Origin of the sequence: Streptomyces sp. CC53, from assembly GCF_001865245.1 — a bacterium.
Taxonomy (GTDB): domain Bacteria; phylum Actinomycetota; class Actinomycetes; order Streptomycetales; family Streptomycetaceae; genus Streptomyces.
Window position 1 is genome coordinate 1 of record NZ_MKXB01000007.1, and the last position, 20,262, is coordinate 20,262.

At 75.5% G+C, this 20,262-nt stretch carries 17 protein-coding genes; 6 read left to right on the forward strand and 11 right to left on the reverse strand.

The features are described from left to right. The 4 genes from BJP40_RS00565 to BJP40_RS00580 form a co-directional block, all read right to left on the reverse strand. A partial coding sequence (locus BJP40_RS00565; protein WP_071277587.1) for a radical SAM protein occupies positions 1–1,663 on the reverse strand: 1,663 nt, incomplete at its 3' end. Between the two features lie 260 nt (positions 1,664–1,923). Further along, positions 1,924–2,757 (reverse strand): TIGR04283 family arsenosugar biosynthesis glycosyltransferase, encoded by an 834-nt coding sequence (locus BJP40_RS00570; protein WP_071277589.1) that lies wholly within the window; start codon positions 2,755–2,757, stop codon positions 1,924–1,926. After that, positions 2,754–3,542, reverse strand: coding sequence for an MTAP family purine nucleoside phosphorylase (locus BJP40_RS00575; RefSeq protein WP_071277591.1), 789 nt, complete (start codon positions 3,540–3,542; stop codon positions 2,754–2,756). The genes BJP40_RS00570 and BJP40_RS00575 overlap by 4 nt, the downstream gene beginning before the upstream one ends. 118 nt (positions 3,543–3,660) lie before the next feature. After that, positions 3,661–5,082 carry an NAD(P)/FAD-dependent oxidoreductase gene (locus BJP40_RS00580; protein ID WP_071277593.1) on the reverse strand — a complete coding sequence of 474 codons (1,422 nt, stop codon included), beginning with the start codon at positions 5,080–5,082 and terminating at the stop codon, positions 3,661–3,663. A 413-nt stretch (positions 5,083–5,495) separates the two neighbouring features. Between BJP40_RS00580 and BJP40_RS00585 the strand changes: the two genes are divergently transcribed. The 3 genes from BJP40_RS00585 (at position 5,496) to BJP40_RS00595 (ending at position 9,023) form a co-directional block, all read left to right on the forward strand. Then, on the forward strand, positions 5,496–6,254 hold the full coding sequence (locus tag BJP40_RS00585; protein ID WP_071277607.1) for a class I SAM-dependent methyltransferase: 759 nt from the start codon (positions 5,496–5,498) through the stop codon (positions 6,252–6,254). Positions 6,255–6,408: 154 nt separating this feature from the next. Continuing rightward, positions 6,409–7,353: a TVP38/TMEM64 family protein gene (locus BJP40_RS00590; RefSeq protein WP_218153176.1), complete on the forward strand. Its 945-nt coding sequence runs from the start codon at positions 6,409–6,411 to the stop codon at positions 7,351–7,353. 566 nt (positions 7,354–7,919) lie between these two features. Further along, positions 7,920–9,023, forward strand: coding sequence for a methyltransferase domain-containing protein (locus BJP40_RS00595; RefSeq protein WP_079170816.1), 1,104 nt, complete (start codon positions 7,920–7,922; stop codon positions 9,021–9,023). 311 nt (positions 9,024–9,334) lie between these two features. Here BJP40_RS00595 and BJP40_RS00600 read toward each other — a convergent pair whose 3' ends face one another. The 4 genes from BJP40_RS00600 to BJP40_RS00615 form a co-directional block, all read right to left on the reverse strand. Continuing rightward, positions 9,335–9,700, reverse strand: coding sequence for a zf-HC2 domain-containing protein (locus BJP40_RS00600; protein WP_226962603.1), 366 nt, complete (start codon positions 9,698–9,700; stop codon positions 9,335–9,337). Between the two features lie 232 nt (positions 9,701–9,932). Beyond that, entirely contained in the window at positions 9,933–10,259 is a 327-nt protein-coding gene (locus BJP40_RS00605; RefSeq protein WP_226962604.1) for a zf-HC2 domain-containing protein, read from the reverse strand. Continuing rightward, complete coding sequence (locus BJP40_RS00610) at positions 10,256–10,834, reverse strand: RNA polymerase sigma factor (protein ID WP_226962605.1); 579 nt, start codon at positions 10,832–10,834, stop codon at positions 10,256–10,258. The genes BJP40_RS00605 and BJP40_RS00610 overlap by 4 nt, the downstream gene beginning before the upstream one ends. Before the next feature lie 185 nt (positions 10,835–11,019). Continuing rightward, positions 11,020–11,541, reverse strand: a complete 522-nt coding sequence (locus tag BJP40_RS00615) for a TetR family transcriptional regulator (protein ID WP_071270259.1) — start codon at positions 11,539–11,541, stop codon at positions 11,020–11,022. Positions 11,542–11,915: 374 nt separating this feature from the next. Here BJP40_RS00615 and BJP40_RS00620 point away from each other — a divergent pair, with 374 nt between their 5' ends. Continuing rightward, on the forward strand, positions 11,916–13,415 hold the full coding sequence (locus tag BJP40_RS00620; protein WP_071277595.1) for an FAD-dependent oxidoreductase: 1,500 nt from the start codon (positions 11,916–11,918) through the stop codon (positions 13,413–13,415). A gap of 207 nt (positions 13,416–13,622) precedes the next feature. Further along, positions 13,623–15,761 carry a class I adenylate-forming enzyme family protein gene (locus tag BJP40_RS31225; protein ID WP_371258578.1) on the forward strand — a complete coding sequence of 713 codons (2,139 nt, stop codon included), beginning with the start codon at positions 13,623–13,625 and terminating at the stop codon, positions 15,759–15,761. A gap of 110 nt (positions 15,762–15,871) precedes the next feature. Here the strand turns inward: BJP40_RS31225 and BJP40_RS00630 are convergent, their stop codons facing one another. Next, positions 15,872–17,260: a M6 family metalloprotease domain-containing protein gene (locus BJP40_RS00630; protein WP_107416661.1), complete on the reverse strand. Its 1,389-nt coding sequence runs from the start codon at positions 17,258–17,260 to the stop codon at positions 15,872–15,874. Positions 17,261–17,656: 396 nt separating this feature from the next. Then, on the reverse strand, positions 17,657–18,175 hold the full coding sequence (locus BJP40_RS00635; protein ID WP_071268834.1) for a MarR family winged helix-turn-helix transcriptional regulator: 519 nt from the start codon (positions 18,173–18,175) through the stop codon (positions 17,657–17,659). Positions 18,176–18,264: 89 nt separating this feature from the next. Here BJP40_RS00635 and BJP40_RS00640 point away from each other — a divergent pair, with 89 nt between their 5' ends. Further along, a complete protein-coding gene (locus BJP40_RS00640; RefSeq protein ID WP_071277597.1) occupies positions 18,265–19,059 on the forward strand; it encodes a dioxygenase in 795 nt (264 codons plus the stop codon). Between the two features lie 43 nt (positions 19,060–19,102). On the opposite strand, the gene BJP40_RS00645 is transcribed toward BJP40_RS00640, so the two are convergent. Continuing rightward, positions 19,103–20,131 (reverse strand): questin oxidase family protein, encoded by a 1,029-nt coding sequence (locus tag BJP40_RS00645; protein WP_071277599.1) that lies wholly within the window; start codon positions 20,129–20,131, stop codon positions 19,103–19,105. Positions 20,132–20,262: the final 131 nt, after the last annotated feature.

The window sequence follows — 20,262 nt, forward strand, 5'->3', positions numbered from 1 at the left end:
GGACGGGGCGGGGGAGGCTGCCGTCCGCCAGGCGGGCCGCGAAGAACCGCTCGGTGACGAGCTGCTTCCCCCGCTCCAGCGACGTGCCCGCGGGCGCCAGGTGCATGTCCGGGCTCGTGGCCCTGTCGGCGCCCGCGGGGTGCCAGTGCAGGCCGTCCCCGCTCACCGTCAGCTCCGGCACGGACGTGTCCTCGCCGATCTCCACGCCGGTCTCGGCGAAGCCGCGGCGCAGCAGCGGCCGCACCGCGAAGTGGTCCTCCGGCAGGCCCAGTCCGGCCAGCAGGGCCGCGGTCGCGGGGACCTCCGCGGTGTTCTCGGGCGTCTCGGTGAGCGCCACCCGAGGCGGCAGCCCCAGGTCGATCAGGTGGCGGATGCCGGCGACGGTGCGCTGCCAGGAGCCCGCGCCGCGGTGCCGGTCGTGGGTGGCGGCCGTCGCCCCGTCCAGGGAGGTCTGCACGGTGAGCTTGCGCCCGGCGAGGTCGCCGAGCCCCTCCGCCCTGCGGCCGCGCAGCAGCATGGCGTTGGTCATGACGACCGTGGGCAGCTGCGCGGAGGCGTAGTCGAGCAGCGCCACGATGTCCGGGTGCAGGAAGGGCTCGCCGCCCGTCACGTACAGCTCGCCGAAGCCGGCGGCGACCGCCTCGTCGACGAGCGCGCGGAAACGGTCCGCCGCCAGGGTGCGGGGCGCCGCCTTCGGCGACGAGGCGACGGCGCAGTAGTCGCAGGCCAGGTTGCAGTGGAAGTTGGTGTACAGCCACAGCCGGGACGGGAAGTACGCGCTGCCGAAGAGCGGCACGACCGGTCGGTCGTCCGCCGGGTCCGCCCCCGGCGCGGCGCCCCAGCCGTCGTCGGCGGGCCGGAAGCCGGTGGGCAGGGTGGAGCGGTAGAGGTGGTAGCGGCCGCGGGCGCGCTCCGCAGGCGGCAGCACCTCCAGGCAGGTGGTCCACCAGCCGGTCTCGATGGTCTCGACGAACACCTCGGGCAGGCCCGCCGCCCGCATGGAGGCGGCCTGCGCCCGCCAGTCGTACTCCAGGGGCACGAGCTCCGCCGAGGCGTGCCCCTGGTCGAGGTCGAGCAGGGCGTACCAGACGTTCCGCCGGCCGTCGTTCGCCGGTTTGCCGAGCACCCCCACGTTCACGACGAGGGTGTCGTCGACCTGCTTCTGCCAGGGCAGCCCGCTGTGGGTGCACAGGACGACGCCGGCGCCGGAGGCCGCCGCGCGCAGCCGGTGCTGGTCCTCCGGCAGCGACTCCCACCAGAAGTCGTTCAGGGCGAGGGTGGAGCCGTGCACCATGTGCACGTCGACCCCGCCGAGGGTCTCCCGGCGCTCGGTGGGCAGGGAGCCCATCCACGCGGCGAAGTCGCGGCTGGTGGTGGCCAGGGTGTGGTCGTAGATGAGCTGGGCGAACTCGTTGTCCTTCGGGTCGCGGTAGCCGCACCCGCAGTCGGTGTCGCCGCGCGCGACGGCCACGTCGTAGTTGCCCGCCACACAGGTGACGTCGGCGCCGGTGAGGACCGGCCACAGGGCGTCCACCTCCGCGCCGAAGCCGCCCAGGTCGCCCAGGCAGTAGAGGCGCTGGGCACCGCGGGCGCGGGCGTCGTCCACGAAGGCCCGGAGGGCGTACGGGTTGCCGTAGGGGCCGCCGCATACTGCGATCCGCATGAAAGGTCTCCAAAGGGTGTACGGGAGGGGCGGGTTCCGGCGGAGGTGCGGTGCGGGCCGCACCGTGCCGGGGCGGTCGGGCCGCCGGTGCAGGCGGAGGCGTGGGCGCGGAGGCCCGGGAGCCGAGACCCACGGGGAGCTGGCGGGGCCCGTCAGCCGGGCCTCCTCACGGGCGCCCGCGCCCGGACGCGGGTGGCACGCCGCCGGACCGGCAGGTCGGAGCGGTGGCACGCTGCCGGACGGCAGGGCGCCGGGGGCCGTCAGGTCCGTGGCCGGTCCGCCGGCACGGGGCGCGGGCGGCGCCGGTTCGGCCTGCCGTCCGGGCGGCGGGGCGGGTGGCGCCGCAGGAGTCGGGGCGGGCCCGCCGCGTAGCGGCGGCCGATCCGCTCGGGGTCGACGCCCGCGAAGTACAGCACCTTCAGGTACTGCATGAACACGGTCATCCGCCAGACGCCGTGCGCCACGAGGCGCCGCGCCGACGCCGTGGACGTGGCGGGCAGCAGGGCCAGCCGCCCGCGCCGGTCGAGGCGGCGGGACATCTCCAGGTCCTCCATGATGGCCAGGTCCGGGAAGCCGCCGAGCTCGTCGAAGACGCTGCGCCGGACGAACATCGCCTGGTCGCCGAAGATGTGCCGCAGGTGGCGGGCGCGCGCGTTCGACGTGTACGCGAGGTAGTCCAGGCCGGGGCTGCGGCGGTCGAAGCGCAGGGTCAGCCCGCCGCCCATCACCCGCGGGTCGGACATCACCGTACGGATCTGGTCGAGCGCGGCGGGCGCGACCTCCGTGTCGACGTGGACGAACCAGAGCACGTCCCCGGCGCAGTGGCGGGCTCCGGCGTTCATCTGCCGGGCCCGGCCCCGCTCGCTGCGCACGAGGACGGCGAGCGGCGCGGCGCGCTGCGCCGTCGCGTCGGTGGAGCCGCCGTCGACCACGACGAGCTCGCAGCCCGGGAAGTCACGCCGCAGCCGGGTCAGCGCCGCCACGATCGTGTCCTCCTCGTTCAGCACCGGGACGACGATCGACACGGTCATCGGCGGGGCCGCGGCCGCGGGCCCCGATCCGGCCCCCGTCTCCTCGCGTGGCGTGCCGCTCATGACCCGAACCGGTAGACGAAACCGGCCGGTTCCACCGTCTCCAGCCCGGCCACCGCCCGCTCGACGAGCTCCGCGAAGACGCCCTTGCTCGCGGCCACGCGCTCCAGCAGCGCCTCCACCGGCTCCGGTTCCGGGGCCACACCGTTGGCGTGGTCGGTGACGAAACCGACCAGGGCCAGCGGAAGTTCCGCCTCCCCCGCCAGGACGACCTCCGGGCCCGCGGTCTGGCTGACCGCCGTGACCCCGGCCGCCGCCAGCGCCGCGATCTCGCTGCGCGTGTTGAACCGCGGCCCGTCGACGTGCCCGTACACCCCGCCCGCCACGACCGGCACCCCGAGCCCCTCCGCGCCGGCGAGCAGGGCGCGCCGCAGCGGCTCGCTGAAGGGCCGGTCGAAGATCCAGTGCCCGCGGCCCGCCTCCCCGGGCGTCGTGAACCAGGTGCACGGCGAGCCGTCGGGCAGCCTGTTCGACGGGAAGTACAGGTCGTCGAAGACCACGAGCGATCCGGGCGCGGCGTCCGCGTCGGCGGCCCCGCACACGGTCAGCGAGATCACTCCGTCCACGGAACAGGCCCTCAGCGCGGCGAGGTTCGCCCTGTGGTCGACCTGGTGGGACAGGCGGTGGTGCTGCGCGCCGTGGCGGGACAGCTGCACGATCTCGGTCCCCTTGAGCCTGCCCCGGGTGACGGGCACGTCGCCGTACTCCGTGCGGACCGTCTCGTCGGACGCGTCGTCCAGGTGGGGCCAGGCGTAGCTGCCCGAGCCGGTGATGACACCGATGCGCATGTGGGTTCCTCCCCTTGTGCCTTGCCTGTTCCTGCTGCGTTCGCCGCGCGGACCGCGCCCGGACGCGCCCGGACGGCGGGTCGCACCAGTGCCGTCGCCGGGCGCGGTGGGACCGCGGTCACGGGCGCACCCGCCGCCGCAGCCCGATGAGGCCGCCGATCACCCGGCCGTGCCGGGCCAGCCGCTCGTGCACGTCGAGGATCGCGGCGTGCCACGGCCCGTCCGCGTACGTCGGGTACGGGTGGACGGTTCCCGCGTACCGCGACGCGGTCCAGCCGAGCCGTACCGCGGTCGCCAGGTGCGCGATGGTCTCCCCGGCGCGCGGCGCCACCACGGTCGCGCCGACGACCCGGCCCCGCTGGTCCAGCACCAGGGTGGTGACGCCCTCGGTGCGCCCGTCGGCGACGGCCCGGTCCACGCGGTCGTGCCGCAGCGTGCGGACCCGCACCCGCTCGCCGTGCGCCGCGCGGGCCTCGTCGGCGGTCAGCCCGACGCGCGCCACCTCCGGGTCGGTGTACGTCACCCACGGGACCGCCCGGCGGTCGATCCGGCGCACCGGTCCCAGCAGCGCGTTCGTGGCGGCGGTCCCGCCCTGGACGCCGCCCAGGTGCGTGAACGCCGACGTGCCCGTCACGTCGCCCGCCGCGAAGACCCGCCCGTTGGTGGTGCGCAGCCGGTCGTCCACGCGGACGTGGCCGCGCCCGTCCACCTCCACCCCGGCCGCCGCCAGGTCCAGCCCGTCGGTGCGGGGGCGGCGCCCGGTGACCGCGAGGACCGCGTCGTACGGGAGGACGTCGCCGCCGGGGCCGTGCAGGGCGCCGTCGGTGACCTTCTCCACCCGGTACCCGGTGAGGACGGTCACCCCTTCGGCCTCCAGCCGTTCCCGTACGACCCGGGAGGCGTCGGGCTCCTCACGCGGCAGCAGCCGGTCCTGCGCCTCGACGAGCGTCACCCGCGACCCGAGCCGGCCGAGCGCCTGCGCCAGTTCGCAGCCGATGGGGCCGCCGCCGAGCACCGCCAACCGCTCCGGCAGCCGGTCCAGATCCCACACGGAGTCACTGGTCAGCGGCGCGGCCTCGGCGAGACCCGGCACCGGGGCGAGGGCGGGCGCGGAACCGGTGGCGACCAGCGCGTACCGGAAGGCGACCCGCCGCCCGCCGACCGCGAGCGTACGGGGGCCGGTGAAGACGGCCGGGCCGTACGCCACCTCCACGCCGAGCGGCCGCAGGGCCTCGGGGGAGTCGTGCGGTTCGACGGCCTCGATGGCGCTCCTGACGTCCCGCATCACGGCGGCCAGGTCGGCGGGGCCGGACGGGGCGGACAGCCCGTACCGGCCGACACCGCGGGCCGCGTGCACCTCGGCGGCCACGTGCAGCAGCGCCTTGCTGGGCACACAGCCGGTCCACAGGCAGTCGCCGCCCAGCCGGGCCCGCTCCACGAGCAGGGTGCGGGCGCCGAAGCGGCCCGCGGTGCGGGCGGCCGTGAGGCCGGCGCTGCCGCCGCCGATGACGACGAGGTCGTACGCGCGTGCGCTGCTCATGGGTCGTTGTCCCTCATTCCGCCGCTCGGGCCCGTTCCGTGACGCTGTGTCCTGCTCTCCGGCTCCCTGCTGCGTCGGAAACCCGCCATGCCCCGCGGCGCCTTCCCTTCCTGCCGAGCGAGAGGGCGAAGGGGAGGGAGGGGAGGGGCGGGAGCGGAAGGAGACAAGGCTGGGGGCCCTGCGCGACCGGAGCGCCGCGCGCTTCCTCCACGACGCCCCCGGCGGGGCGCGGCCCCCGGCGGAAGGAAGCCCCGGGAAGCGGAAGGAAGCCCCGGCAGAAACGAGGGCCCGGGCGGGAATGAGGGGACGCACGGGCCGGGTTCCCGGCGCGGGGTAGCACGGGTCGGGAACCCGGCATGTGGCAGGGAGTCCGGGTTCCCGACGCCGCCAGGGACGGAAGGGAGGCGGTCGCGATGGACGAGCGCACCTGGCGCCGGTACGTGAGCGCCTACCACGACGCCCACCCCGGCGTCACCGAGCGGCTGCTCGGACTGGCCGAAGCGTCCCCGTACGCGTGGCTGGCCGAGCCCCTGCGGGCCGTGCCGGGCCCCGTGCTCGACCTGGCGTGCGGTTCGGCACCCACCCGCGCGGAACTGGCCGACGCCGACTGGGTGGGGGTGGACCTCTCCGCGGGAGAACTCGCGGAGGCCGCCCGGCGCGGCCGGGGCCCGCTGGTCCGGGCGGGCGCCGACGCCCTGCCGTTCGGCACGGCCACCGCGGGAGCGGTGTGCGCCGCGATGTGCCTCCCGGTCCTCACGCCCCTGCCGCGGGTCCTGAGTGAGGTACGGCGGGTGCTGCGCCCCGGCGGGGTGCTGGCCGCGCTGGTGCCGTCCGGCTCCGGGCTGTCCCCCCGCGGTCTGCTCGCGTGGGCGCGGGTGATGGGCGCGCTGCGCACCGTCCGCCAGCCGTGGCCGAACCCGCAGGCCCGCGACGGGCTGGCCGGTGTCCTGCGCGAGGCGGGCTTCACGGTCAGGTCCGACGAGCGGCGGGTGTACGACCTCGCGATGGAGACGCCCGCGGCGGTGTCGCTCCTGGTCGAAGGCCTGTACCTGCCCGACGTACCGCCGGAGCGCACGGAGTCGGCGGGGCGGGCCCTCGCCGCCTGGGCGCGCCCCGGACGGCGACTGGCCCTCCCCCTGCGGCGCGTCGTCGCCGTACCCGCGGGCCCGTGACCCGTCCGCCCGCGGGCCCGGGCCCCGCGCGCCGTTACCGGAGCCCCGCCTCCGGCCGCCGTCACCGGGCCGCGCCCGGCACCCCCCGCCCCACCCGTCACCTGGCCCCGCGTCCCGGCCCGGTGCCACCCGCAGCCGTGAGGACGGACCCCGCATGACCCCTGGCACCGGCACGGACACCGGCTCCGGCAGCACCGGCACGGGCGCCGCCAGCGCCGACACGGACACCGGCACGGGCAGCGACGGAGGGACCGGCAGCGCCGACACGGACACCGGTACGGGCAGCGACGGAGGGACCGGCAGCGCCGACACGGACACCGGTACCGGCAACACCAGTCCTGCCGACACCGGGGGCACCGGGGGTGCGGCAGTCACCGAAGACGCCGCTACGGGCCCTGTCCGGAGCGGCGGGGCGGCGCGGCCACGGGGCGCCCTGCTGCGGCTGCTGGCGCTGGCCGTACTGCTCGGCGGTCTGGCGGCGTGGGCCGCCCTGGACGGCGCCCGGCTGCTGGCCGGTTTCGGCGAACGGGTGGACGCGCTCGGCGCCTGGGCCCCGCTCGTCTTCGCCCTCTGCTACGCCCTGGCGGTGACCGCGCTGCTTCCCGGCGCGGTGCTGTCCGCGACCGCGGGAGCGCTGTTCGGTGTCCCGGTCGGCGCGGCCACGGTCCTGGTGGGGGCGACCCTCGGCGCGTCCTTGTCGTTCGGGATCGGCCGCCGACTGGGACGCCCGGCCGTCGAGCGGTACGCGGGCACGGGGCGGCTCGCCCGGCTGGACGCCTTCCTCGCCCGGCGGGGCTTCCTGGCGGTGCTCGTCATGCGGCTCGTGCCCCTGTTCCCCTTCAACCTCGTCAACTATGGCGCGGGGGTGTCAGGAGTGCGCTTCCTGCCGTTCGTGACGGCCACCGCGCTCGGCATCGTGCCGGGCACCCTCACGCTGGTCGGCCTGGGCGGCGCCCTGCGGCAGCCCGGCTCCCCGCTGCTGTGGCCGGCCCTGGGCGCCCTGGTGGTGCTGAGCGTCGGTGGAGGGTGGGCGGCCCGCCGCTACGGCAGCACGGGCAAGGGCGGCAGAGTGAAGGCCACCGAGAAGAAGCAGCGTTGACCACACCTCCCTGAGAGCACGCGGCACCGCGGTGTCCGACCGCCCGAGGACTCGTGTGCGGCGCCGCACCAGTGCGGCACGCAGACGAGGGGGAAGTGAACGTCAGGTCTTCACTGCCTGTGTCAGCACCGAGACACCGGCGTCGACGACACGCGCGTCCTCGGACAGCCCGGCCATCGTCCCTCCACGACCCCGGCCGCGACGACCAGGCACCTCGATCGGCTTCCTGGTCGGAGCCCCGTGCGGCGGGGCGCCCGCGCGGAGCATCGCGATCACGCGCAGGAGCGTGGCCCGGCCATGCCGGGGCTCGGAGGGGCCGGTGAGCCTGCGGGGCAGTACGGGACCGCGACCGGGAAGGCGGAGAGGGGGAGACGGGCGGGGCCGATACCGGAACGGTGGGGACCGGGAGACCTGGGTGGCGGGAGCCGGAACGGTGGGGACCGGGAGACCTGGGCGGCGAGCGGATTGGCGGAGACCGGGAAGGGGGATGGTGGGTCGCCGGGTTCCCGAGGCACAGCCCTCCCGGTGCGCACGGGCGCGGGCGACCGACGACGTGAGGAAGAGGCATGACGACCGAAGTGACCCAGCAGCCGGACCTGCCCCAGCAGCCCCAGCAGGCCGGGAGTTCGCACGTGGCAGAGGCCGTCAAGGACTACTACGGCAAGGTGCTGGCCTCCTCCGCCGACCTGAAGACCACGGCCTGCTGCACGGCGACCGCTCCGCCGCCGCACGTCGCCGCCGCCCTGGACCGGGTGCACGAGGAGGTCAAGGACCGCTACTACGGCTGCGGCTCGCCGATCCCCCCGGCACTGGAGGGCGCCACGGTCCTGGACCTGGGCTGTGGCAGCGGCCGCGATGTCTACGTGCTGGCCCAGCTGGTCGGCCCGACCGGCCGGGTGATCGGCGTCGACATGACGGACGAGCAGCTGGCCGTGGCCCGCCGCCACGCCGACTGGCACGCGAAGGAGTTCGGCTACGCGAACGTGGAGTTCCGCCAGGGCTACATCGAGGACCTCGCCGCCGCGGGCGTCGAGGACGGGTCCGTGGACCTGGTCGTCTCCAACTGCGTCCTCAACCTGTCCCCGGACAAGCCGCGGGTCCTCACCGAGATCTTCCGGGTGCTCAGGGAGGGCGGCGAGATGTACGTCTCCGACATCTTCGCCGACCGTCGCCTGCCCGCCGGCCTGCTGGACAACCCGGTGCTGGTGGGGGAGTGCCTCGCCGGGGCGCTCTACACCGAGGACTTCCGGCGCGTGCTGGCCGGCGCGGGCTGCGCGGACGCCCGCACGGTGGCGGAGTCCCCCGTGGAGCTGACCGACCCCGAGGTGGCGCGGGAGATCGGCTTCGCCACGTTCACCTCCCGCACGGTGCGCGCCTTCAAGCTGCCGCTGGAGGACCTGTGCGAGGACTACGGGCAGGTGGCGGTCTACCGCGGAACCCTGCCGCAGCACCCGCACGCCTTCGACCTCGACGACCACCACCACTTCCCGACGGGGAAGCCCCTGCTGGTGTGCGGCAACACGGCGGACATGCTCGCCGGGACCCGCTACGCGCCCCACTTCACGGTGACGGGGGACAAGTCCGCTCATTTCGGCCCGTTCCCCTGCGGGCCCGCGACAGCGGCCGGCACCTCTTCAACGGCGGGGCAAGGCGCCGCCGCCTGCTGCTGACCTCCGCCCCCGGATCCCCCGGCTCCCCCGGATCTCCCGGCCCCCGGGCGCATCAAGCTCAGCAACCCACCAGGATCACGACTGCCGCTGGATGCACGTGACTGGCCGGACCCCCTGAACTCCCCCGACACGACAGGCGCACCAGTCTCACGCGGCGCACCGGAGGAAAGGGGCGTGTCAGACGGATAGAGGTCGGACCGACCGGACCCCGAGGCCCCCGTCCTCCTGTCCTCCCGCCCTCCCGCCCTCCCGTCCTTCACTCTCGGCCGGTCTTCCGCGCGGCGTCGTCCGGGGCCGGCGCCGCGGGGGGTTCAGGGGGCCGGCGGGTGGTCGGGCGGCGGGCGGTTCCCGCCGGGAGCGGCGGTGCCGCCGTCCGCGGGCGACTCGGGTGCAGCCCCGGCCAGCCGGTGTGCGTAGCGGTGGAGGCGGGCGGCGGCGAGGGAGGCGGGTGCGCGCTGCGGGCCGCGCCGCAGCGAGGACTTGACGAGGCGCAGGGTCTGCAGGGTGCCGCTGCACACCCAGCAGCGGGAGATGTGTGCGGCGACCCGCGCCCGTGCGGCGCCCGTGAGTTCCCCGTCCGCGTACGGCCCCACCGATCTCCGCAGCCGCACGTGGCGCAGCTTTTCACGGCACTCGGACCATATGCCGGGAGTCCGCCGGCGAGGCAGCGTCTTCATGCGAGGGAAACCCGCTCGCCATGTCACCCATTCCGCCCATTCCGCCCGGCCTGACCGGTGTGCCGGCGGAGCGGGGCGGAGGTGCAGGCTGTGTCCGGGTGGCGAGCGGGGCGGCAGCCCGGGCCGTGGCGCGCTCTGGGGCGGTCGCCGGGTCCGTCGGTTCGCCGCCCTGGTGGAGGGGGCGCGCATCTTCGATGTCCTCCCTGCGCGGCTCGGCCCTCGAAGGCCCGCCTCAGGGGAGTGGCTCGGCCTGGTCCCCGTCAGGTCGCAGCAGTGACTCCCCGAAGCCACGCAGGCGTCGCATCGCGTCCGGGTCGGGCTCCCGACGCCGGGCCAGGGCCCCTTTGATCGCCCGGTACGTCCGTGCCTCCAGGCCGCAGTGGCGGCACTGCTCCAGGTGCGCGGCCACGCGCTGCGCGGTGGCCCCGCCGGTCTCCCCGTCCAGGTGGGCCTGCAGCACCCGGCCGACCTGCGCGCAGTCCACCGGCCGGTCGGGTCCGGCGCGCCGCAGCAGCGTCCGTACCGTCCGCAGCGCCCGTACGGTGCGCCCGGACCTCACCGCCCGCCCCGGCCCGGTACGAGCCCGGCGGCCGCCAGACGGACGCGGATCCGCTTGCGTGCCCGGTGCAGCCTGCTCATCACGGTCCCCTCCGGCACGCCCAGCAGCCGGGCGGCCTCCGCGTAGGACAGCCCGTCGATGTCGACGAGCCGTAAGACCTGCTGGTGCGCCGGCGGCAGGGCCTCCAGCGCCGCGTCCACGACCTCGTCGAACAGGTCGCCGACCACCAGGGACTCCGGCGACGGCTCGGTGTCCCCCGATGCCGCCGTCAGGCGCTCCAAGTCGCCGTCCCGGTCCAGCAGGTGCGGTCTTCGGCGCCGGTGCCGGTTGATCTCGGCCCGCCGCATGATGGTCAGCAGCCAGGCACGCGGATGCCGGCCGTCGAACCGGTCCACCGCCTTGTAGGCGCGCAGCAGGGTCTCCTGGACCAGGTCCTCGGCGTCGGCCTGCTGGGAGGTCAGCGTCATCGCGACCCTCAGCAGCACCTCCACCTCGGGCAGTACGTACGTGGCGAACGCCTCGGCGCGCCGTGTCTCCACGCGCTGCGCCGCGGCGCTCGGCAGCCGTTGCTCCACGGTCCTGGACCCCCCGGGCTCGACTCCCTGACGGGCCGGTGCCACGGACGCTGCGCCGGGGCACGGCCGATCTTCTGTCACCGTGCCACAGTGGGCCACGCCGCTCGAAGACGGATGGAAAACCGGGAAATTGGTTTGTTCCGTTCCGGTTGCCGTGGCCGCCGGGTCCTGCGGCTGTGGGTTCCCTACGGCCGCTCGGCGGTGAGGTAGCGCTGCACGGTCGGGGCGAGCCAGGCGACGACCTCGTCCCGTGTCAGGTCGGAGGCGGGCGGGAGCTTCACGACGTAGCGGACGAGAGCCATGCCGAGGATCTGCGAGGCGACGAGCGCGGCGCGCCGGGGAGCCTCGGCCGGGTCGGGGCACAGGCCCGTGACCAGCGGGCCGAGCTGCTCCCGGAAGATCGCGTGCATGCGTTCCGCGCCCGCCGGGTTGGTGATGCCGCCGCGGAGCACCGCGGTGAGGACGTCGTCGGCCTCCCAGCGGTCGAGGAAGTGGCCGACGAGGGCCGCTCCCACGTGCTGGGTGGGCAGCGCGCCCAGCCGCGGCAGGCGCAGGTCGATCTCGGACGCGGCGGTGAAGAGCCCCTCCTTGTTGCCGTAGTAGCGCATCACCATCGACGGGTCGATGCCCGCGTCGCGGGCGATGGCCCGGATGGTGGCGCGCTCGTAGCCGTCGGCGGCGAAGCGCTCCCGGGCGGCTTCGAGGATCGCGGCGCGTGTGGCGTCCGAGCGGCGCGGGGCCTCGGGGCCGGTGTGGCCGTGGTCTCGGGGCCCGTGGTCGCGGGCGGCCCGGCCGGAGGCCGCGGGTGCCGTGTCGGTCCGACCGGTGCCGTCGGGTGCGCCGCCGGGGGTGCCGGGCCGGCCGGCGTCGGCGGGCGGTGGGTCCTGCGGTGTGCCGCCCGGTGCCGTGGTGTCGGGGGACCCCTGTGACGGGGTGGCGGGGACTTCCGTCGTCATGCCAACGAATGTAGGCCAACGGGTGTTGACAGGCCAGCCTTCACGGGAGCAGACTTGCCAACAAGCGTTGACCAACAAGCGTTGGCCAACGTCCGTTGACGTTCGTCTGTCAGAGGGAGGGCGGCATGAACCGGACGCTGCACACGGGCGCGGGCACAGGCACAGGCGCGGACACCGATCCGCGGGACGGGACGGGCGGGAGCGACGGTGCCGCAGAGGCGGACGTCGCCGTCGTGGGCGCAGGCCCGACGGGACTGCTGCTCGCCGGAGACCTCGCCGCGGCCGGCCTGCGGGTCGCGCTCGTCGAGCGCCGGCCCGCCGACACCGGCAACCTCACGCGCGCCTTCGGCGTCCACGCCCGCACCCTCGAAGTGCTCGACGCCCGAGGAGTCGCCGACGAACTGCTGGAGACGGGCAGCCGCCTCACCCGGCTGCGCCTGTTCGGGCGCGCCCGGCTCGACTTCTCCGGGCTGCGGTCCCGCTTCCCGTACCTGCTCGTCACGCCCCAGTACGAGGTCGAACGCGTGCTGCGGCGGCGGGCCGCGGAAGCCGGCGTCGAGTTCCGCTTCGAGACCGCCCTGCGCGGGCTGCGTCAGGACGCCGAGGGGGTCACGGCACGGCTCGACACCCCCGGCGGCGGCACGACCACGCTGCGTGCCCGGTACCTCGTGGGGACGGACGGGCTGCGCAGCACCGTGCGGGAGCTCCTCGGGCTCCCCTTCCCCGGCGGAGCGGTGATCCGCTCGATGGTCCTCGCCGACGTGCGGTTCACCCGGAGACCCGACGACCTCGTCGCCGTGGACGCCGCGGACGGGGCCTTCGCGTTCGTGGCGCCCTTCGGCGACGGCTGGTACCGGGTGATGGGCTGGGACCGGGACCACGAGGTGCCCGACACCGAACCGGTCGGCCTGGAGGAGGTCCGCGGCATCGTGCGCCGGGCCCACGGCACGGACTACGGCATGCACGACCCGCGCTGGGTCTCCCGGTTCCACAGCGACGAACGGCAGACGCCGGCATACCGCAGCGGCCGGGTCTTCCTGGCGGGCGACGCCGCCCACGTCCACTCGCCCGCGGGTGGCCAGGGCATGAACACAGGACTGCAGGACGCCGCCAACCTCTCGTGGAAGCTGGCAGCCGTACTGCACGGCCACGCCCCGGACGCCGAGGCACTGCTGGACAGCTACCACGCGGAACGCCACCCGGTCGGCAAGGCCGTGCTGCGCAGCAGCGGCGGCATCCTGCGCCTCGCCATGGCGGACACCCCGGCGCGGCGCGCCCTGCGCGCCGCGGTCACCGGCCTGCTCGGCGCGGCCCGGCCCGTGTCGGACAAGATCGTCGGCCAGATCTCGGGCGTCGGCATCCGCTACCACGCCACCCGCGGCTCCCACCGCCTCACGGGACGGCGCGCGCCCGACCTGGCACTGGAGGAGGGGCGCCTGTACGAGCTCCTCAGGCAGGGCACCTTCGTCCTGGTGCGCCCCCGGGGCTCCGCCGCGGCCACCACACGATCCGCCCCCGCCTCCGCCGTGGCCGGGAATGTCGTCCACGCCACCTGGGCCCGCCCTGACCGGAGCACGACCCTGCTGGTACGGCCTGACGGCTACATAGCCTGGGCCGCCGACTGACAGCCGTACGGCGGTGGCCGGGGCGGTCCGGGACTGGGGCACGTGAGCCCGACAGGCGAACCGGGTGCGGGGGCGTGAGGGTCAGCCGACGGGAGACGGCCTGAGGGCCAGAAGGGAGAGGGAAGGAGGGGTAGGGGGAGGGGGAGGGGAGGGAGGGGGGTGACGGCGGCCACGGTCACGCATCGGCGTCTGCGGTAGCTTCCGAGCGTGTCGTACCACCGCCCGGACCAGCCCGCCCCCGCCGAGCCGCCCGTCTCCTCCCCCGCGAACCGGGCGCACGCCGCCCCCGGGTGCGTGGCTCCCGCAGCCGAGACCCGTGCCGACGGGGACGTCGCGGCGCTGAGCGCCCCCGGGGCGCCGTTCGCCACCGTGCGGGGAGAGGACGGGCGGCTGCGGTACGTGCACGGCCCCCGCACGCTGATCGAGGTCCTGGAAGCCACCCGCGGTTTCGGTACGAGGACCTTTCTGGTCGCCGAGGACGGGACGACGTACAGCTACGCCGCGTTCCAGGCGGCGGCCGCGGGGCTGGCGCGCCGGCTGTCCGGCGCGTACGGGCTGCGACCGGGGGACCGGGCGGTGATCGCCGGACGCAATCGCCCCGAGTGGCAGGTCGCGTTCTGGGCGGCGCAGCTCGCCGGACTCGTCGCCGTGCCGCTGAACGCCTGGTGGACGGCGGCGGAGTGCGCGTACGCCCTTGACGACTGCGCGCCGGGGATCCTGCTCGTCGACGGTGAACGGGCCGAGCGGCTCGCCCCGTGGGCACGGAGCCGGGGGGTGCCCGGGATCGTCTTCCACGGGGACCCGCAGCCCGGCTTCGACACGCTCCGCTCCGACACCCTCGGCCTGGGGACGCAGGGCTCGGAGACGCACGGCTGGGAGACGCAGAGCTCGGAGACGCACGGCCTGGAGACGCAGGGCTCGGAGACGCACGACTCGGAGAGGCAGGGCTCGGAGACGCGCGGAGAAGAGGGGTACGGGTCGGAGGGACACAGGCTCGGGGCCTACGGGCCGGAGGGGTCCGGCGCGGGGGCGTCGGGGCCGGAGGGGTTCGACGGCGGGATCGCCGGGCTCTCGGCCGGCGCGCCCCGGGTGGTCGTGCGGCCCGCGGACGACGCCACGATCACGTACACCTCGGGCACCACCGGCCGCCCGAAGGGCGCCGTCGCCACGCACCTGGCCCAGGCCGCGGCGGCGGTCAACCCGCGGTTCCAGGCCGCTGCCGCCGCCCTGGAACGAGGCGGCCACCCGGGCCGGGGCCGCGTTCCCGTGTCGCTGACGACGTTCCCGTTCTTCCACGCCGCCGCCTTCACCTCCCTCTACGGGATCATGGCGGCCGGCGGCACCCTGGTGATGATGCGCAAGTGGGACGCCGACACGGCCCTCGACCTCATCGACCGGTACGGGGCGACCCACTACGCGGGCGTCCCGGCCACCGCGCTCCAACTCCTCGACGCGGCGGAAGCCCGCGGGCACCGCCTCCCGAGCCTCACCAACCTCAACACCGGAGGGGCCCCCGCACCGCCCTCCCTCGTGCGGCGGCTGACCGCGGCGTACGGCGAGCGCATCGAGCCGCGCAACGGCTACGGCCTCACCGAGACGTGCGGCGGTGTCCTCGCCCACTACGGCGACGCCTACCGCCGCCGCCCCGACAGCGTGGGCCGTCCCACGCCCGTCACCGAGACGCGGATCGCCGGACCCGACGGGCGGCCCCTGCCGGTCGGTGAGGTCGGCGAGCTGTGGCTGCGCGGCCAGAGCCTGGTGCGCGGGTACTGGCGGGACGAGCGGGCCACCGCCGACGCGTTCACCGACGACGGCTGGTTCCGCACGGGGGACCTCGCCCTGGTCCGCGAGGACGGGCGGGTGTCCGTCGTCGACCGGATCAAGGACGTCGTCATCCGGGGCGGCGAGAACGTGTACTGCGTCGAGGTGGAGGCCGCCCTGTTCGCGGACCCCGCCGTCGCCGACGCCGCCGTCCTGGGCGTCCCGCACCCGGTGCTCGGCGAGGAGGTCGCCGCCGTGGTCCGCCCCCGGACCCCGACGGCGTCCACCGCCCACCGCTGCCCCGCGGAGCCGATCGACTCCCCGGCGTCCGGCGCGCCCGGCAGGGGCGGGGACCTCGCCCCTTCCCCGGAGGCGTCCGGCCCGGCATCCGGCCCGGCATCCGGCGCCTGCGGGCCCGCGGTCACCGCGGACGCGCTGCGGGACCGGCTCCGCACGGGCCTCGCGCCCTTCAAGGTGCCCGCGCACATCCTCGTAAGGGATGCGCCGCTGCCCCGCAACGCGGCCGGCAAGGTCCTGAAGGACCGGCTGCGCAAGGAGGTCGTGGAGGCGCTCACCCACGGGTGACGCTCCCCGGTACGGCTCACCCACGGGTGACGCTCCCGGGTACGGCTCGCCTGCGGGTGACGAGGCTTACCGGTACGGGGCTCGCTCACACGGACGCTCCCCGGCGCGGCTCATTCACGGGTGACGCGCACCCGGTGTGTTCCGTCGCCCTTGCGCGCCAGCACCGTGATGCGGATTCCTGCCCTCCGGTCGACGAACGACTCCCCGGGACGGTAGGGCGCGTCGGACAGCTCCGCGTGGACGTTGGGCCGCCGGGTGCAGCCGCCGCTGTCGGGTTCGCTGTCGAGGACCCTGACCGGCCCCTGCCCGGTGTCCACGTCGGACCGCACCCGGTAGATCAGCACGCCTGGCTCGCACACCGCCTCGTCGTTGCCTTCCGGCGTGCGCACCTCGACCGCGTACCCGGAGCTGCGGCTGAGCGGGACGAGCGCCAGCTTCGGGCCTCTGTCGTTGCGGCCCAGCGGGGTGAGCGTGTAGTCGCGGGTGCCGCTCGCCGCCGCACACCGCACCTGTCCGGGGTCGAGCCAGCCGAGCTTCCACTTGTGCCAGCCCAGCAGGTCGTTGTTGGCGCCCCAGTCCTCGGACATGATGTCCCAGTGCCCGACCGCGGCGCCGCCTTCGCTGGTGTAGAGGTCGGGCAGCCCGAAGACGTGGCCGTTCTCGTGGGGCAGCACGCGGTAGCCGGTCTCGTGGAACGAGCCCGAGCCGTCGTCCTGGCGGCTGTACACGAACGACGTGTTGGCCAGGGCCACCCCGTCCGCCTCCGGCGCGTCGCCGTTGCCGGAGAAGGTCACCGACAGCACCGTGTCCAGCGCCGAAGGGCCCGCGTTGGGCGTGACGAGCACGTTCACCAGGTCGTACGCACTGAAGTCCACCCGGTCGTCGGACGCGGCCACGATGTCCTCGACGAGCTGCCGGTAACCCGGCTCGTAGGGCGCGCCGCGTGCGATCCCGTACGCGCGGAAGGGGCGTGGCATCCGCAGCCAGTCCGGCACGGGCGTCTCGGGCACGTAGTGCAGCCGGCCGTACGAGCTGGTGCGGAACCAGTCCGAGGTCTGCGGGAAGAACTCCGCGTACCGCCTCATGGCGAGGCCCTCACCGGGGGCGTCCGGGAAGTCGATCATCAGGGTGAGGGCCCGGACGACACCGGTCGAGCGGGTGTAGCCGGGAGGCGTGGGCAGGCCCTCGGACATCTGCACGCCGGACGTCGTCCTGATCCGGCACGGTGCGAGGGACTGCGCGTCGGCCCGGGGGCCGGGTCCCGCCGTGGCGGCGGCCTCGGTGTCGGCGGCGGGCCCCGCGGTGGCGGGCACCGGGCCGCCGAGGCCGACACTGCCGGAGGCGAGGGCGGCGATGGCCAGCGTGGCGGCGGTGCCGAGAGCGGCCGAGCGGCGTATGCCGCGCGTCCCGCGTCCCTCCTCCAGACCCGGGGGCGGACCGCCGTGCGGGCCCTGCCGTCTGCCTCGTATTCGCCGTCGCCGGCGGGTCTGCTGCTGCATGCCCACACGCCCTTGGCTCGGCGGCAGCCGGCCGGTTCCGGGCTGCGCTCGGTGGGCTCAGCCTCTGCCGGGCGGTGTGCGGGCGCGCGCCGGGTGGCCCGATCGTGGGACCTTCCACGATCGGGTGACGCGGGTCGTACTGTGGCCCGAGCGGCGCCATCGCGGGCGGTGACGTGTCGTCGGCCTGACGTTCGGCGGTTCTCTCCCCGACCCCACCTCCTCGCCGTCCCCGCCGGGAACCGCGTGCGGCGCAGTGCCCGCGGCCGGCCCCCGGGGTGGCGCGGTGGTCCCCGCGTGCGGCACGCTGCGGCCTGCGGGGCTCCGGGGGGCGCCTCGGCGGGCGGGGCGTGTGGGGCGCGTACCGGCGTTGCTCCCGGCCGTGTGCCCGCCGTGGTCTCAGCGGAGCCAGGGCAGGTCCGCGTTGGCGTCGGACTGCTGGAGTCCTTCGGCCATCGCGCGCATGATCGTGCCGAGCTGTTCGGTCTGCTCGGGGGTGAGCCGATCGAAGACGGCTTGTCGGACGGCGGTGACGTGCCCGGGTGCGCTGCGCTTGAGCACCTCGTACCCCTCGTCCGTCAGGTACGCGTTCTGGCCGCGCTTGTCGGAGGGGCAGTCCTCGCGGCGGACCCAGCCGTTCTTCTCCAGGCGGGCGATCGCGTGGGACAGGCGCGAGCGGGTGATCTTGGCGTCCTTGGCGAGCTGCGTCATCCGCATGCGCCGACGCGGGGCCTGGGAGAGCTGGACCAGCAGCCCGTAGTAGATGTGCGGCATTCCGGCGTCGCGCTGGAGCTGGCGGTCGAGGTGGTCCTCCAGCAGGGTGGTGGCATGCCGGTACGCGCGCCAGATGTCCTGCTCGCGGTCGGTCAGCCAGCGCGGCTCGGCACCGCCCTCGCGGTCGGCGGATGCAGCGTTCATGCGCCCACCCTACTTCTTCTTGAAGCTTCAACTAAAAGGAGCTACCCTGGCCGGGCAAGAGCTTGAAACTTCACGTTTCTGGATGCGCCATGAACGACACCCGCACCACCGAGGGGCGCCTGCCGGCGCTCTACCTCTCGCACGGCGCCCCGCCGCTGGCCGACGACCCCGTCTGGCCCGGTGAGCTCGCCGCCTGGTCCGCCGCCCTCCCGCGGCCGGCCGCGATCCTGATGGTCTCCGCCCACTGGGAGGAGGCCCCCCTGGCCCTCGGCGCCACCAGGACCGTCCCCCTCGTCCACGACTTCTGGGGATTCCCCGAGCACTACTACCGCGTCCGGTACGCCGCGCCCGGCGCCCCCGGACTGGCCGACGCCGTCCGCAAGCTGCTGCGCGCCCCCGGCACGCCCGTGCAGGACGTCCCCGACCGCGGCCTGGACCACGGGGCGTACGTGCCGCTCGTCGAGATGTACCCGGACGCCGACGTGCCGGTGCTCCAGGTCTCCCTGCCCACCCTCGACCCGCGCAGGCTCATGGACGTCGGCCGCAGGCTGGCGCCGCTGCGCGACGAGGGCGTGCTCATCGTCGGCAGCGGCTTCTTCACCCACAACCTCGCCGCGCTGCGCCATGCCGGCGGAGTGCCGGGCTGGTCGTCCGAGTTCGACGACTGGGGCCGCAGGGCGCTCGCGTCCGGTGACGTGGACGCGCTCCTCGACTTCGAACGGAAGTCCCCGGCCGGACGGCTCGCCCACCCCCGCACGGAACACTTCGCGCCGCTGTTCGTGGCGCTGGGCGCGGCGGACGCCACGGGCGAACTGGGCTCGGCCCGCAGCGTGATCGACGGGTTCTGGATGGGCATGGCGAAGCGCTCGGTGCAGTTCGGCTGAGCCGCCGTCCGGCTGCCGCCGTCCTCCCGGTCGGCCGCCGGGCTCACGCCTCCAAGGGGTCGATGAGCTCGACCGCCCGGGCCGCGGCGGCCAGCGCGGTGGCGTCGCCGACGTCCAGCGCGGTGTCGGCGAACTTGATCACGTGCTCGTCGCCGTGGACGGCCGCCCGCTCCAGCACCTCTCCGGCGTGCACCGGGACCGTCGCGTACCGGGCGGGCTCCGGCGGCCGGTACGCCGCCGTGACTGCGGCGGACGCCGCCCACGCGGCGCCCAGGCTGGGCACCCACAGGTCCCGCGGCAGCGCCGGCAGGGTGCGCAGCACGGCGTTCGGCGCGGTCGCCGCGTGGACCAGCATGACCGGCGAACCGTGCGCGTGGGCCGCGTACCGGTGCGTGGCGGCCCTGACCAGCTCCGCGAGCCGGTCGCGTGCCTCAGCGGGCCCCGCCGCAGAACCCCACCGCGGGAACGCCGTGAGCCGGGCGAGCCGGTCCCGGATCCCACCGTCCTGGACCGCTGCCGGCGGCACGGCGTCCAGTGCGGCGGCCGCGGTCGGCGCGGCCTCCAGCGTCCCGAGCGGGGGCAGCGGGGCGTGGCGTGCCGCCCAGTAGCCGAGCGCGTGCGCGAGCTCGGTGCGGCGGGGCCGGGTCAGGTCCCCGGCCAGCAGGGTCCGTACCGCGTGCCCGACCCGGATCACCGGGTGGGTGGCGCCGCCCGCGATCCCGGGCAGCAGCCGCGGCCACCACTCCGCGAGGACGTCCCGCCAGGGCCGCTCCGCGGTCTCCTTCTCGAAGAAGCGCGTCCAGTCCGCGATCCGCGCGGGGTCGCCGAGCGCCTCCCGCCAGGTGCCGGCCGTGATGGGGCGGCGCGGTGCCGGCATCTCCTCCAGCCGGTCCCGGTAGGCGTCCAGCCAGCGGTGGACCCGCGGTGCGTGGCCGTGCCGCACCAGCGCTTCGACGGTCATGGGGGCGTGGTTCGAGAGCCGTTCGTCCCGCTCGGGGCCGGACGCGTGCAGTCGCTCCAGCGCTTCGTCGAGGATGCCGGTCGTGTCGTCGCCTGTGCCCTTGGTGTCCATGCCTGGGACCCTAGGGCCGCCGCCCGCCCCCGGGTATCGGCCCGGAGGCGGATCCGGCCGCGCCGGCGGGGCCTAGTACTGCAACGGCGTTTTCTGTGACGGTGGTTCGGCTTCTGGTGGTGTGTGGCCGC